This window comes from Arthrobacter sp. NPDC057259 (genome assembly GCF_042668995.1).
In the GTDB taxonomy this organism is placed as follows: domain Bacteria; phylum Actinomycetota; class Actinomycetes; order Actinomycetales; family Micrococcaceae; genus Arthrobacter.
Window position 1 is genome coordinate 364551 of record NZ_JBHUYA010000001.1, and the last position, 13516, is coordinate 378066.

Annotated in this window: 17 protein-coding genes; 12 read left to right on the plus strand and 5 right to left on the minus strand. The window is 69.3% G+C overall.

The annotated features are described in order from the left end of the window. Positions 1-80 precede the first annotated feature (80 nt). The 3 genes from ACFUCU_RS01725 to ACFUCU_RS01735 are packed head-to-tail and all read left to right on the plus strand — an operon-like array spanning position 81 to position 1891. Positions 81-605: an AAA family ATPase gene (locus ACFUCU_RS01725; protein WP_377970257.1), complete on the plus strand. Its 525-nt coding sequence runs from the start codon at positions 81-83 to the stop codon at positions 603-605. Continuing rightward, positions 602-1339 carry a hypothetical protein gene (locus ACFUCU_RS01730; protein ID WP_377970258.1) on the plus strand — a complete coding sequence of 246 codons (738 nt, stop codon included), beginning with the start codon at positions 602-604 and terminating at the stop codon, positions 1337-1339. The genes ACFUCU_RS01725 and ACFUCU_RS01730 overlap by 4 nt, the downstream gene beginning before the upstream one ends. A gap of 3 nt (positions 1340-1342) precedes the next feature. Further along, on the plus strand, positions 1343-1891 hold the full coding sequence (locus tag ACFUCU_RS01735; protein ID WP_377970260.1) for an AAA family ATPase: 549 nt from the start codon (positions 1343-1345) through the stop codon (positions 1889-1891). Here the strand turns inward: ACFUCU_RS01735 and ACFUCU_RS01740 are convergent. Beyond that, positions 1888-2646 (minus strand): polysaccharide deacetylase family protein, encoded by a 759-nt coding sequence (locus tag ACFUCU_RS01740; protein WP_290257657.1) that lies wholly within the window; start codon positions 2644-2646, stop codon positions 1888-1890. The genes ACFUCU_RS01735 and ACFUCU_RS01740 overlap by 4 nt on opposite strands. Positions 2647-2776: 130 nt before the next feature. After that, a complete protein-coding gene (locus ACFUCU_RS01745) occupies positions 2777-3832 on the minus strand; it encodes a DNA polymerase IV (protein ID WP_377970786.1) in 1056 nt (351 codons plus the stop codon). 88 nt (positions 3833-3920) lie between these two features. Here ACFUCU_RS01745 and ACFUCU_RS01750 point away from each other — a divergent pair, with 88 nt between their 5' ends. Continuing rightward, the gene (locus ACFUCU_RS01750) at positions 3921-4718 is read left to right on the plus strand and encodes a dioxygenase (RefSeq protein ID WP_377970262.1); all 798 of its coding nucleotides are present in this window, start codon (positions 3921-3923) and stop codon (positions 4716-4718) included. Here the strand turns inward: ACFUCU_RS01750 and ACFUCU_RS01755 are convergent. Continuing rightward, the gene (locus tag ACFUCU_RS01755) at positions 4715-7153 is read right to left on the minus strand and encodes an alpha/beta fold hydrolase (protein ID WP_377970264.1); all 2439 of its coding nucleotides are present in this window, start codon (positions 7151-7153) and stop codon (positions 4715-4717) included. The genes ACFUCU_RS01750 and ACFUCU_RS01755 overlap by 4 nt on opposite strands. Positions 7154-7222: 69 nt before the next feature. Here ACFUCU_RS01755 and ACFUCU_RS01760 point away from each other — a divergent pair, with 69 nt between their 5' ends. Beyond that, positions 7223-7852: a TetR/AcrR family transcriptional regulator gene (locus ACFUCU_RS01760; protein ID WP_377970265.1), complete on the plus strand. Its 630-nt coding sequence runs from the start codon at positions 7223-7225 to the stop codon at positions 7850-7852. A 23-nt stretch (positions 7853-7875) separates the two neighbouring features. Continuing rightward, a complete protein-coding gene (locus tag ACFUCU_RS01765; protein WP_377970266.1) occupies positions 7876-8730 on the plus strand; it encodes a 3-hydroxyacyl-CoA dehydrogenase in 855 nt (284 codons plus the stop codon). A 33-nt stretch (positions 8731-8763) separates the two neighbouring features. Here ACFUCU_RS01765 and ACFUCU_RS01770 read toward each other — a convergent pair whose 3' ends face one another. Further along, positions 8764-9180 carry a VOC family protein gene (locus ACFUCU_RS01770; protein WP_377970267.1) on the minus strand — a complete coding sequence of 139 codons (417 nt, stop codon included), beginning with the start codon at positions 9178-9180 and terminating at the stop codon, positions 8764-8766. A 9-nt stretch (positions 9181-9189) separates the two neighbouring features. Next, on the minus strand, positions 9190-9624 hold the full coding sequence (locus tag ACFUCU_RS01775) for a universal stress protein (RefSeq protein WP_377970269.1): 435 nt from the start codon (positions 9622-9624) through the stop codon (positions 9190-9192). A gap of 237 nt (positions 9625-9861) precedes the next feature. On the opposite strand from ACFUCU_RS01775, the gene ACFUCU_RS01780 reads away from it, so the two are divergent. The 6 genes from ACFUCU_RS01780 (at position 9862) to ACFUCU_RS01805 (ending at position 13510) form a co-directional block, all read left to right on the plus strand. Then, positions 9862-10281, plus strand: coding sequence for a hypothetical protein (locus ACFUCU_RS01780; protein WP_377970271.1), 420 nt, complete (start codon positions 9862-9864; stop codon positions 10279-10281). 81 nt (positions 10282-10362) lie between these two features. After that, complete coding sequence (gene mscL, locus ACFUCU_RS01785) at positions 10363-10770, plus strand: large conductance mechanosensitive channel protein MscL (RefSeq protein WP_377970273.1); 408 nt, start codon at positions 10363-10365, stop codon at positions 10768-10770. Between the two features lie 51 nt (positions 10771-10821). Beyond that, the gene (locus ACFUCU_RS01790; RefSeq protein ID WP_290257666.1) at positions 10822-11043 is read left to right on the plus strand and encodes a hypothetical protein; all 222 of its coding nucleotides are present in this window, start codon (positions 10822-10824) and stop codon (positions 11041-11043) included. Positions 11044-11230: 187 nt separating this feature from the next. After that, positions 11231-11932, plus strand: a complete 702-nt coding sequence (locus ACFUCU_RS01795) for a DUF4397 domain-containing protein (RefSeq protein ID WP_377970275.1) — start codon at positions 11231-11233, stop codon at positions 11930-11932. 128 nt (positions 11933-12060) lie between these two features. Next, positions 12061-12630 carry an RNA polymerase sigma factor gene (locus ACFUCU_RS01800; RefSeq protein ID WP_290257668.1) on the plus strand — a complete coding sequence of 190 codons (570 nt, stop codon included), beginning with the start codon at positions 12061-12063 and terminating at the stop codon, positions 12628-12630. Continuing rightward, positions 12617-13510 (plus strand): anti-sigma factor, encoded by an 894-nt coding sequence (locus ACFUCU_RS01805; protein WP_377970277.1) that lies wholly within the window; start codon positions 12617-12619, stop codon positions 13508-13510. Before ACFUCU_RS01800 ends, ACFUCU_RS01805 begins: the two co-directional genes overlap by 14 nt. Positions 13511-13516 lie beyond the last annotated feature (6 nt).

A 13516-nucleotide genomic window follows, 5' to 3' on the forward strand; every position in this document is an offset into this window, starting at 1 on the left:
GATCCTCGCCTTCGTGGATGTCACTGCTGCCTGGGACGGTCCGGCCGATCCTAGCAAAGGGCCCGGGTTAGAGTGCAGCCATGATTGTGTGGATCAACGGAACCCACGGGGCGGGCAAGACGACGACGAGTGCCTTGGTGCAGGAGCTCTTGCCGAATTCCCGGGTCTTCGACGCGGAGAAAGTGGGGGAGGTCCTCATGGACATCGCGCCCGCCCTGCCCGACCTAGGGAACTTTCAGCATTGGGATCCCTGGCGGCCGCTGGTGGTGGAGACCGCCCGCCGCGTCCTCGACTACACCGGCGGCACGCTGGTCATCCCGATGACAGTGCTGGTAGAGAGCTACTGGCGGGAAATCAGCGCCGGACTGGACGGCTATGGCATCCCGGTTCAGCACTTCGTCCTGCATGCAGACGAACAGACGCTCCGGGACCGAATCCAGAAGGATAAGGTCCTTGGCCCGTCGTCGTTCCGCATGGCTTATGTTGAACCGTATGCTGACGCCGCAGAAACGTGGCTGCACGCTGAGGCGGAGGTTATCGACACAACCCGGACTTTGCCGGAATTGGCCGCCCGCCGCATCGCAGAGAAAGTGCTGAGCCTATGAACCCGACAATTCTGGAGCGGGCGGTGGCTTCGGCCCGGGCCTTCGTCAGCGAATTCCATCCGGAGGCGGCTGCGGCGGCTCTGGCGGGCAGCATCCCCGCGGGGCGTGGGACCGACACCTCCGATCTGGACGTGGTCATCTACTACGCAGACCGGACGGCGAATTACGCCGAGACGCTGCGCTACGACGGTTGGCTGGTGGAATCGTTCGTCTATGGCCCGGAGGGAATCGAGGAGTGGTTCGCCAAGGAAGCCGGGCTGCGTCGGCCGGTGGCGCTCGACATGTGGGCGACCGGACTTCCCCTGATGGGCGAGGACGCCGCAAACCAGCTCAGAGACGCAGCCAGGGCCATCCTGGACGCCGGTCCCACGCCCCTGGACCCCCACCAGGGGGACGACCTGCGGTACGGGCTCACGGCCGCCATCGACGATCTCCGGGGCAACACGGACCCGGGGGAGGCGCTGGCCGTCATGGCCGACGTCTTCGTCCGCAGCGGGGAACTGCTGCTGCTCGCCAACAACAGCTGGCTCGGAACCGGAAAGTGGCTGGTCCGACGGCTGGGTAGCGTTGACCGCCCCGAGGCCACGGATCTCGTCGGGTGGGCGCGGTCCGCCGAACGCTCCGGCGACGAGCTGTGCCGCGTCGCCTCGTCGGTGCTGGAGAGCACCGGGGGAGCGCTGCAGGAGGGTCACGTGCGCGGCCGCAGGGACGCCCATGCAAAGGGTGGGTCCTGACCCATGGCCGCCTCCCTGATTCTGGTCAACGGGCTGCCGGGGTCCGGTAAGACCACACTCAGCCGCCAGCTCGGCGGCATGCTGCAACTCCCCGTCATCTCCAAGGACGTACTCAAGGAGGCGCTCGCGGACACCACCGGCGGCTGCGTTTCCGGCGGCCGGCTGGGGCAGATCGCGTCCGACACCATGTGGCAACTGGCGGCCGCGGTGCCCGGCACCGCCGTCGTCGAATCCTGGTGGTACCGGCCCCGCGACCTGGAGCACGCGAGGCGAGGGGCCGCCCTGTCCGGCGCCCCCGCCATTACGGAGATTTGGTGCGACGTCCGCGCGGAGACCGCCCGGGCGCGCTATGAACGGCGGGTGCGCCACGCCATCCACACGATGGACCCGGCGACGGCCGACGCGACCTGGGCGGAGTGGTCGGAGCGCGGCGCCCCGCTTGAGCTGGGGACGACCGTTCGGGTCAACACGGAGACCGCCGTGGACCTGGCCGGACTGGCGGACCTGATCCGGGCCGCCATGGAGCAGCCCGGATCGGTCCCAGCAGGCTAACCCGCGGGTGCCACGACGACGGCGGGCGAACCCTGGTTGACCGGGTTGGCGGACGACGACGGCGCCACCACCCCGAAGTCGTAGCCCTCGGCGCGCAGGGCGTCGATGGTGGACGACAGGTAGGTCCACTGCGACGCCGGGCAGTTCAGGACGTCTTCGGCGTCGTGGAGCAGGATGATCGCTCCGGGGGCGGCCTCGGCCATGACGTAGTTCTGCACGCCCGTGGCGCCGGGGCACTCGAAGTCGCCGGGATTACCGACGTCCCAGTGCCAGAGGACCCCGCCGCTCATGCCGAGCGTCTTGAGGTAGCCGGCCGCATAGGTGGTGCTGTTGCCGAACGGGAAGCGCAGCAGTTTCGGGGTGGATCCGGTAACGGCCGAGATGGCGGCGTTGGTGCTGTCGATCTGGTCCTTCTGCTGGGCGTTGCTCAGCTCCGGGAAATTGGGGTGGTTCCAGGAGTGATTGCCGATTACGTGCCCCTCGGCCTTGATCCGTCGGACCAGGTCCGGGTACTGCTGGGCGTTCACGCCCTGCAGGAAGAAGGTCGCCTTCACGCCTTTCTGCTTCAGGACGTCGAGGACGAAGGCCGTTCGCTGCGGTGAGGGCCCGTCGTCGAAGGTCAGGCCAATCAGGGGCTTGTCCTCCGCCCGGGCGACCGCCGCGGGGCCGCCCAGAAGCGCCGCCACCACCAGACCCGCGGTGACCAGCGCCTTGATGAGAATGCTCTTTCTTGTAGTGTTTCGGGTGGTTTGCATGGTGCATCGATCCCTTCCCAAGGTTGTCTAAACCCTTGTTAACCGAGCACCCTACGGCCGCCTCCGTGGGCTGTAAACACGTAATTTCCAAGCAGCGCCGGGGAAAAAACAGGTACTGCGCCGGCCGTCCTCACCAGCCTCCGCGGGTAGGTGTGTGCCCCTGCCGCGCATCGTCGGGCATGGTCATCTCGGCCCGCAGCCCCAGCAGCCGGATGGGCCGCCCGGGGTCGATTTCCGCGGCGATGGCCAGGGTGCGGGCCAGGATGTCCGCGCCGTCCGAGGTCTGCGGAATTTTGCGGGCCAGGGTTTTGGTGGTGAACGGCGCGTAGCGGACCTTGAGGGTGAGTCCGACGACGGGCCGGCCCTCGGCGGCGACGTCGCCCAGGACCTGCGCCACCAGCTCGCGCAGGGCGGATTCGACCTGGCCGGGGCTGGTGAGGTCCTGTTGGAAGGTGGTCTCGCGGCTGTGCCCGCGCGCAACCCAGGGGGTGCTGTCCACGGTGGCGGAACCGTCGCCGCGGCCGAGTTCCGCGTACCAGGGGCCCATCTTTGGCCCGAACTCCGGGACCAGGGCGGCCGGGTCCGCCGCGGCCAGTTCGGACACGGTGGTGATGCCCAGCGCGGCCAGCCGGGCGGAGACCTTGGCGCCGATGCCCCACAGCTCCCGGGTGGGCCTGGCGCCCATGACCTCCAGCCAGTTCTCCGCGGTCAGCCGGAAGATGCCCGCCGGTTTGCCGAAGCCGGTGGCCACCTTGGCCCGGACCAGCGTGTCGCCGATGCCCACGCTGCAGTGCAGCCGGGTCTCTTCCAGGACGGCGGCCTGGATGGCCCGGGCGTAGGCTTCCGGGTCCGCCGTCGTGATGCCGACGAATGCTTCGTCCCAGCCGAGTACCTGGACGGTGGCGCCGGGCTGGTCCCGCAGCACCGCCATCACCGTTTCGGAGGCAGCAAGGTAGGCGTCCCGGTCGACGGGGAGGATGACGGCGTCGGGCACCTTGCGGGCGGCGACCCGCAGCGGCATCCCGGAGCCGACGCCGAAGGCCCGGGCCTCGTAGGACGCCGTGGAGACAACCGCGCGCTCGGCGGGATCGCCGCGACCGCCGACGATCACCGGCCTGCCGGCAAGCTCGGGCCGCCGCAGGACTTCGACGGCGGCGATGAACTGGTCCAGGTCGACGTGAAGCACCCAGGGGTTTCCGGTCACGCGATCAGTCTGCCGCAAAGCAGTTTAAACAACACTTGAAACTTCAACTAAAACCTCATAAACTCGAGGCATGACATCGACAGCTGACCGCTCACCCGTCCTCTTCCTCAGCCACGGCGCCCCGCCGCTCGCGGATGACGCCACCTGGACCCGGGAACTCAGCGACTGGTCCGGCACCTTCGCGAAGCCCAAGGATGTGCTGATGATTTCCGCTCATTGGGAGAACGCTCCGGTCACGCTCAGCGCCACCACCCGCAACCCGGGCCTGGTCTACGACTTCGGCGGGTTCGCCCAGAAGTACTACGAGGTCACCTACGACGCGCCGCAGGCCCCGGAGCTGGCCGCCGAGGTGGCCAGGCTGGTGGCGGACCACGGCCACCACGTGGAGCGGGACGAGAGCCGCGGCCTGGACCACGGCGCGTATGTGCCCCTGAAGGAGATGTTCCCCGAGGCTGACGTCCCGGTGGTGCAGATGTCCATGCCCACCCTGGACCCGGAAGGCCTGTTCACCCTGGGCCGGTCCCTGGCCCCGCTGCGCGACCGTGGCACCCTGATTGTCGGATCCGGGTTCACCACCCACAACCTGCGCTGGTTCAACCCCGCGGGCGGCCCCGACAGCACGCCGCCCTCGGTCTCGCGCGAGTTCGACCACTGGGCCGAGGAAGCCATGGCCCGCGGCGACGTCGACTCCATCCTGGACTTCCTGCACAAGGCCCCGGCGGCCCGGGAGGCGCACCCGCGCAGCGAGCACTGGGCGCCGCTATACGTGGCGCTGGGTGCCGCCTACGAATCCGGCGACCTCAACGCCAGGACCGCGATCGACGGCTTCTGGTTCGGACTGTCGAAGCGGTCCTGGACCCTGACCTAGGCCGGGTCCGGCTGCAGTTCGGCCCCTGCCTGCGTGGCGGGGGACTCCTTTGCCGGGCTGGTGCGGCGTTCGAGGAAGTCCTCAACCACGGCGGCGAACTCGTCCGGGCGCTCGATCTGGGGCATGTGGCCGGTGTTGGCGAAGACGTGCGACTCCGCCCCCGGGAGGGCCGCGAGCGCGGCCTTGAGGTGGCTGAACGGCAGGATGTGGTCATGGTCTCCCCAGACCACGAGCGCCGGAACATCCCTGCGCGCCAGGGCGGCGAGCAGCTCGCTTCGCCACTCGGCGCGCACGCCGGCAATGGTCCCCAGGTCCCGGGCGACATCCACCAGCGTCTTCCGGTGCGGGGCGCGCCGGGACAGGGCCAGGGCATGCCCCACCCGGTCCCGCGTCACCAGCGACTTGTCGTAGAACAGCGACTGCACGGTCCGCAGCGACGAGGCCTCCGCCGGGCGCATCAGCAGCGCGGCCACGGGCCGGAGCGCCAAGAGCCGCAGCACCAGGGTGACCTCCTTGCCGAAGCCGGCGCTGTTGGCCAGCACCAGGGCGGCGACCCGCTCCGGGTGGTCCGCCGCCAGCTTCATGGCCACGGCGCCCCCGAGTGAATTGCCCATGACCGGGAGCGGCTCCCGCACCCCGACGGCGTCGAGGAAGCCGGGGAGGATGCCGGCGAGCCGGGCCAGCGTCGCGGTGCCGGGCAGCCGCTCAGAGTAGGCGAAGCCCGGCAGGTCGACGCTGTACACGGTGTGCCGTCCGGCCAGCAGCTCATGCTGTTCGTTCCAGTCCTCCAGGCTCTGCCCGATTCCGTGCAGCAGCAGCACCGGGCTGCCGCTGCCGGTCTCGCGGTAGCGCAGCCGCGTGCCGCCCACTTGGACGTATCCGGTGCCCGGCAGCTCCAGCGGGTCCTTCGGGGCCGGGGCCGCCGGCGCCCCTGCGCGGACGCGCTGGCCGCGGCGCCCGAAGCGGACCCGGTCGGTCAGCCGGCCGGCGCGCAGCAGGGCGAAGTCGCGGAGATAATTCTGGTGCAGCCGCCACGGCGAGCCGGCCCCCTGGCGCGGCAACAGGTCCGAACCGCGGAAGATGTACCCGGCCTTCAGGTCGATCAGCGACGTCAGCTCACCCTGGGAAACCTCGGCCGGTGCGGCCGGAGCCACCCACTGCCGGTCCCGCCGATCCATGTGCTTCAGGAGCCGGACCACGTAGCCGGCCACGAGGTCAGCCTTCAGGGTCCAGGAGGCGTTGGTGTAGCCGATGGTCAGCGCAAAGTTGGGGACGCCGTCGAGCATCATGCCCTTGTAGGTCAGCGTCCGGCCCACGTCCACCGGCTCCCCGTCGACGGTGAGCGACATCCCGCCGATCACCAGCAGGTTCAGCCCGGTGGCCGTGACAATCACATCGGCCGGCAGGAAGCCGCCTGAGGCCAGTTCGATGCCTTCGGGGGTGATCCGCGCGATCCGGTCCGTGACGATGTCCGCGGTACCGGCGCTGATGGCGCGGTACAGGTCGCCGTTGGGGATGGCGCAGACCCGCTGGTCCCACGGCTGGTAGGTGGGCGCCAGGTGCGTGTCCACCGCGAACCCGGACGGCAACTTTGCCACCGCCGACTTCCGCAGGATGGCCTTCATGGTCTCCGGGCGCCGCCGGCTGAGCTGGTACGTGAACATCGAGAACAGGATGTTCTTCACGCGCACGACGTCGTAGGCCAGCTGGGCCGGCAGCTTGCCGCGCAGCCGGTCCGCCAGGTGGTCGCGGGCGGGGACCGGGGCAATGTAGGTGGGGGAGCGCTGCAGCATGGTGACCCGCGCCGCCGTCTTCGCCATGGACGGCACCAGGGTCACGGCCGTGGCGCCGCTGCCGACCACCACCACCTGCTTGCCGGAGTAGTCCAGGTCCGCGGGCCAGTGCTGCGGGTGCACGATGGTGCCGGCGAAGTCTTCCGCACCCTCGATGGCCGGGCTGAAGCCCTCGTCGTAGCGGTAGTAGCCGGAGCAGACCGAGAGGAACGAACACGTCAGTGTCTGCCGCTGACCGTCCTGAGCCTCGTCGGGCCGGTATTCGCCGTCGCCGGTCCGGACCACGGTGACGGTCCACTGCGCGGTTTTGCTGGACCAGTCGGCCGAGACTACCCGGGTGTTGAGCCGGATGGCGGGCTCGAGCCCCTCGTCGGCAACCGTGGACCGGATGTAGTCGCGGATGGAGTCGCCGTCCGCGATCGCCTTGGCGCCCTCCCAGGGCCGGAACGAATACCCGAGGGTGTACATGTCACTGTCAGAGCGGATGCCCGGGTACCGGAAGAGGTCCCAGGTCCCCCCGACCGCCCCGCGGGACTCCAGCACCGCAAAACTCTTCCCCGGCAGCTCGCGCTTCAACCGGCTGGCAAATCCGATGCCGCTCAGGCCCGCTCCGACAATCAACACATCCACGTGTTCGCTCATACGGCCAAGTTATCGACTCGGTGTCGAAAGAGTCAACAGTCTGTTGAGAAGAGGCGCTACGATGGGCGCATGGCTGAACGAGGCAGGCGAAGCGCCCGGATTTCGGGCGACGAACGCCAGGACGCAATCCTCATCACCGCCGAGGCGCTGCTCGCCGAGCGGTCCTTCGACGACGTCTCGATCGAGGACCTGGCCCGCGGTGCCGGCATCTCCCGGCCCTCCTTCTACTTCTACTTCCCCTCCAAGGACGCGGTGCTGCTGGCGCTCCTGGACAGGGTCATCACCGAAGTGGAGCACCGGGTGGGGGCCCTGCCGCGGGACTTCGGCCGGGACGCGGTGGCCGCCTGGACCCGCTCGATCGGCGTCTTCGTCGACGTGTTCACCGACCACCGCGGCGTTGCCACCGCCGCCATCGCCGCCCGCGCCCGGAACGAGGAGGTCCGCGCGCTCTGGTCCCGGTCCATGCAGTCCTGGGTGGACTTCTCCAGCGACGTCATCGCGGCCGAACAGGACCGCGGCGCGGCGACGGGCGGAGCCGATCCCCACGACCTGGCCGTCAGCCTCAACCTGATGAACGAGCGGGTCATCACTGCCGTACTCAACCGGGAAATCCCGGCACTGGAGGAGTCCCGCGCCCTGGATGTCCTGTCCACCATCTGGATCCGCAGTATCTACGGCACCACCAACCCCGGCGCGTAGCCGGACGGAAAGGAAGTACCCGCATGGCCCCGATCCACAACCTGACGGTCCTAGGCACCGGCGTGCTCGGCTCGCAGATCGCCTACCAGGCCGCCTTCCACGGGTTCGCCGTCACCGCCTACGACGTCGACGACGACGCCCTCAGCGCGGCACGGGTTCGCTTCGACCGGCTCGCCGCGATCTACCGCAGCCAGGTGCCCGGCGCCGCCGACGGCAAGGCTGAAGAGGCACTCACCCGGCTGCGGCTCACCTCGGACCTGGGCGACGCTGTGGCCGACGCGGACCTGGTGATCGAGGCGGTGCCCGAGGTGCTGGGGCTCAAACGGGAGGTGTACCGCTCCCTCGCGGCCCTGGCCCCGGAGCGGACCATCTTCGCCACCAACTCCTCCACCCTGCTGCCCAGCGACCTCAAGGAATCCACCGGCCGGCCGGACCGCTTCCTGGCACTGCACTACGCCAACAACATCTGGGCGCAGAACATCGCCGAGGTGATGGGCACCGCGGAGACCAGCCCCGAGTCGTTCGACGCCGTCGTCGCCTTCGCGCGGGAGAGCGGCCTGGAGCCGGTGGAAATCCGGAAGGAGAAGGCCGGGTACGTGCTGAACTCGCTGCTGGTGCCGCTGCTGAACGCCGCCGCGGGCCTGCTGCTGCAGGGCGTCGCGGATCCACAGACCATCGACAAGACGTGGCGGATCGCCACCGGCGCCCCCAGCGGGCCCTTCCAGATCTTCGACGTGGTCGGCCTCACGACTGCGTACAACATCTCCTCGAACGCGCCCGACGCCGGGTCGCAGGCCTTCGCGCGCTACCTGAAGGAGAACTACATCGATCACGGCAAGCTGGGCGTGGCATCGGGCGAGGGCTTCTACCGGTACTGAGCTGTAGCCGGCGGTGCCCGGTTGCGGACGCGGCTAGGCCTGCATCTGCTGCCGGGCCTGCTCGTCGTCCCGCGTGACGTCCTGCACCGTGCGGGAGAGCAGGCAGAATTCGTTGCCCTCCGGGTCGGCAAGGACCACCCAGCTGACGTCCGGGCCCTGGCCGACGTCGGCACGGGTGGCGCCGAGATCGAGAAGGCGCTGCAGTTCCGCGGCGGTGGAGTTGCCGTCGGCGCGCAGGTCCAGGTGCAGCCGGTTCTTGCCCGCCTTGGCCTCCGGGACGGCGATGATGTCCATGCACGGCCCGGAGCGGTCCCGCGCGGCGATGCTTACCAATTCTTCGCCGTCACCGTCCTCGGGCACCACCTCCCAGTCCAGGACGGCGCACCAGAAGGCGGCGAGGAGTCCGGGGTTGGCGGCGTCGAGCGCTATTCCTGCGATACGGCTGGGCATGGGATCACCCTAGGCGTCGGGTTCGCGGATCACCAGCACCGGGCAGTGGGCGTGGTGGACCGTCTGCGAGGACACGGAGCCCAGCAGCATTCCCGTGAATCCGCCGTGCCCGCGGGACCCGACGGCCACGAGGTCGGCGTCCCGGGAGGCTTCGATGAGGGCCGACGCCGGGTTGCCCTGCACCGCCCGGCCGGTCAACGCCACGCCCCGGTTCCCGGCCCGGGCCAGTTCCGATTCCAGGATGGTCTCGGCGTCGCGCTGGAAGACCTCGTAATCCCAGGCCTGGCCTAGCGCGTCGCTGACGAAGGGATAGTGCCAGGCGGCGATCGCCAGCACCTCTCCCGAACGCAGGCCGGCCTCCTCGACGGCCCAGTCCAGCGCCGCCTGCGACTGCGGCGAGCCGTCCACCCCCACCACGATCCTGAACTTCCCGTCTCCTGCCATGCTTCCTCCGCTCCTCGTTGGAAAGGTCCGATGGATGGGCCCGTTGGATAGACCGCCGAATGCGCGGTTCCTGTGCCGCGGGCTCCGGTGCCGCTCCCATGCTGACAGAACACGGCGCGTGAGGGGAGGGGCACCCGGCCCCGCGAACCGCACCGGGGTCTGGCGGAGGCGGGCCGGGGGTCACTAGGCTCTTGCGTATCCGGCACCACCCACAACCACACAGCCAAGGGGACCGCCATGAGACTGAGCCATCTTCCACTGCGCCTGACCACCGGAGCCTTCATCCTCAACTCGGGTTGGGGTAAACGGAACCTCGACGCCGAGAGCGCCGCCGGAGTCCAGGCCATGGCCGCGCGGGCGCTTCCCCCCGTCGCCAGCATGGACCCGGTGACCTTCGGGAAGATGCTGAGCTACGCCGAGATGTCCCTCGGCGCGGCGCTGCTGGCCCCGTTCATCCCAAGCCGGCTGGTGGGCCTGGGCCTGGCCGCCTTCTCCGGTTCCCTCGTCACCATGTACCTGAAGACCCCGGGGATGACCGAGGCGGACGGGATCCGCCCCACCCAGCAGGGCACAGGCCTGGCCAAGGACATCTGGATGCTGGGGATCGCGGCGTCGCTGATTCTAGACCGGAAGCGGGTCCGTGCCGCCAAGCGGTGATTCCCGTTCCCGTCAAAAATAATTCCGGAAATTTACCCCAAGGTATCTGCTGGTGTATTTCCGGAGAGTAGCTTGGTAAACATGTTGACCGGATTCAAGAATTTCATTCTCAAAGGCAACGTCGTGGACCTTGCCGTCGCCGTCGTGATTGGCGCAGCCTTTGGCGCCGTGGTCACTGCCCTCGTCCAGAGCGTCCTGATGCCCTTCATCGCGGCTCTCGTACGCTCGCCGAATTTCGATAGCTTTGCCGTCGTCACCCTCAACGGCAACGACATTAAATTCGGCGTCCTCCTCACCGCCATCGTCAATTTCCTCCTGGTGGCGGCCGCGATCTACTTCATCATCGTCCTCCCCATGAACAAGATGATCGAACGCCGCAACCGGCGCCTCGGCATTCACCCGGACGTCAAGGACGAGGCGGCCGAAGACCCGCAAATCGCCCTGCTCACCGAAATCCGCGACGCGTTGCAGGCCGACCGCAGGCCCTGAACGCCGCAGTTCCCACCAATTTTTCCACCCCACCGATGAAAGGAAATGACCATGGCAGTTTCCATCGAATTGGGCAAGGCCCTCGATAAGGCATATGAGAATGCCACGCTGGATGAGGTTTTGGCGGCACCCCCGTCGGCCCTCGCCGGCCTGACGGAAAAGCACGACGAACTGCTGGCCGGCATGGGTATCAAGACCCTCAAGGACCTGGGCAGCAACAAGTACTTCGCCACGGCGGGCGTCCTGGTGGCTCTCTCCGGCAAGGTTGGCTGACCCTCCTTCGAGAGGTACCTCGAATCCTCACGGCGCGGCCCGGCGGTCTCATCCGCCGGGCCGCTCTGCGTTCGGGGCCCACGTGCGGAAAAAAGTTTGGTGCGGGTGCATCCGGGCGGACCTTTGGGCCGGTAGTAAAGGTGTCAGCGCATCACCCGCCCGCACGGGCCTCAATGAGGAGCTCCACATGTACAAGAAATCACTCTCCGCAGCCGTCGGTGCCATGGCACTGCTCGGCAGCCTCGCGTTCGCCGCCCCCGCCCAGGCGGGCGGCTACTGCCCGGACCCCGGCACGGCGAAACTCTCGGTCCTCCACGGCGTCCCGGGCCTGACCGTGGACGTCTGGGTTGACGGCAAGCTCACCCTGGACAATTTCACCCCCGGTACGCTGGCCGGTCCGCTGGACGTCAGCGCCGGCGACCACAAGATCGCCATCACGGGAGCGGACGCCACCAGCGCCGACAACCCCGTCATCGGTCCGGTCAAGGTCGACCTCAAGGCCGGCCGCGACTACACCGCCGTGGCACACCTGAACGCCGACGGCGAACCCACCGCCACGCTGTTCCGGAACGACACGAAGCCCGCGCCGGAGGGCAAGGGCAAACTGACGGTCCGGCACGTGGCCGCCGCACCCGCCGTCGACGTCCTCGCCGGGGGAACCGCAGTGATCGAGGGCCTGGAGAACCCCGACCAGAAGAAGCTCACGCTCGACGCCGGAACAGTGGAGGCGTCCGTGGCCGCCGCCGGCAGCACCGAGGCGCTGATCGGACCGGCACCCGTGACAGTCACCGCGGGAGAGAACACCATCGTCTACGCCTGGGGCAGCCTCGCGGACAACAACCTGGCCCTGGCGGTCCAGGTGGTCAAGTCCCAGAACCACGACAACTAGGACCGGCCAGACAGGCGCCGGGCGGGCCGCATGTAGCGGCCCGCCCGGACCTTAAGACCGTTGCCGCGCCTCCGCCGAGTCGGAATAATGACGTTCCACGGTCTCACTGTCGCTCGAAGGGGCACACCGTGGAGACTGCCGTTCGCGAATGGGACGCCGGCATCGACCATGCCTTCGCGCAGGGGGAGGAGTGGGCCCTCGCCGAGGCCTACCGCCTGCTGGCACCGCTGATCCACACGCTCGCGCTCCGGGCACTGTGCGAACACGGGGCCGCCGATGACGTCACCCAGGAGGTTTTCATCCGCGCGTGGAAGTCCAGGACCAGCTACCGCCCCGAGGCCGCCCGGTTACCGGCGTGGCTGATCGGGATCACGCGGAACAAGATCTCCGACGCGCTCTCGGCCCGGGCCCACCGCCGCGACCTCGAACAGTCTGCCCGGCAGCTGGTGTCGGTGCCGGGCGAAGTCGCCGGCAGGCCCACTCCCGAGGCGCTAGCGGACCGGCTCACTCTAGAGGATGAGCTGGACCGCCTGGGAGACCCGCAAGCCCGGATCATGCGGCTGGCCTTCTACGAGGACCTGACCCACGACCAGATCTCGTCCCGGCTGAATCTCCCGCTCGGCACGGTCAAGAGCCACATACGCCGCAGCCTGGCGCGGCTTCGTTCCCGGCTGGAGGTGGAACATGGCGCATTGTGACGAGGACCTCCTGGCCCTGCTGGCTCTCGGCGAGCGGGACGCCACCGCGGAGGAAACCCTCCACCTGGACGGCTGCGGGGTATGCCGGGACCTCCTGGACGGGTTCCGGCGGGCTGTCGTAGCGGCAAGGGTGGACCCCGCCGGGGCGGAGCTGGTCGCGCCGGGCGGGCACAACTGGGCCGCGATCCACGGGACGCTGGGCCTGGCGCCGGCACTCGCCGCCGATCCGCTCGCCGCCGACCCCCCGGCGGCCGCTCCGTTGGCGGTCGACCCGTTGGCCGCACCGGCTCCGCCCGCTCCGGCGCCGTTGCGGCCGTCAGCCAGCCGGCGGCGGCCCGAGGCGCCGGCCCCGGAGGATCCGCCCCGGACTGGTACAGCGGGCCGGCTGCCCCGCCGGGCCCCCTGGCTCCTCGGCGCGGCGGCCGGAATCCTGCTCGGCGCCGCCGGCGCCTGGACGGCCTGGAGCGTCCTCGGCCAGTCCACCCCGCCGGCCGCCGGTCCCGCTCCCAGCACCGCTCCGGCCCCGGGCGCCGGCCCCACCGCGGCCGTGATCGGTGAGGCCGTCCTGACGCCGCTGGGCGGGCACTCCGCCCGCGGCAGCGCCTTGGTGGAGCAACTGCCCGACGGTACGCGGCAGGTTGTGGTCACCCTCCCGGAGCAGCAGCTCGCGGGCTACCGCGAGGTGTGGCTGGGCTCCGCGGACCTGTCCAGGATGGTCAGCCTGGGCGTCCTGGGGCAGGGGAGCCAGGCCTTCGTCGTGCCCGGCGGGTTGGACCTGACGGCGTATCCGGTGCTGGATGTCTCCGACGAACCCTACGACGGCGATCCGGCCCACTCCGCGGACAGCCTGGCCCGGGGGAAGCTGTCCCTCCGGGGCTGACCGCCG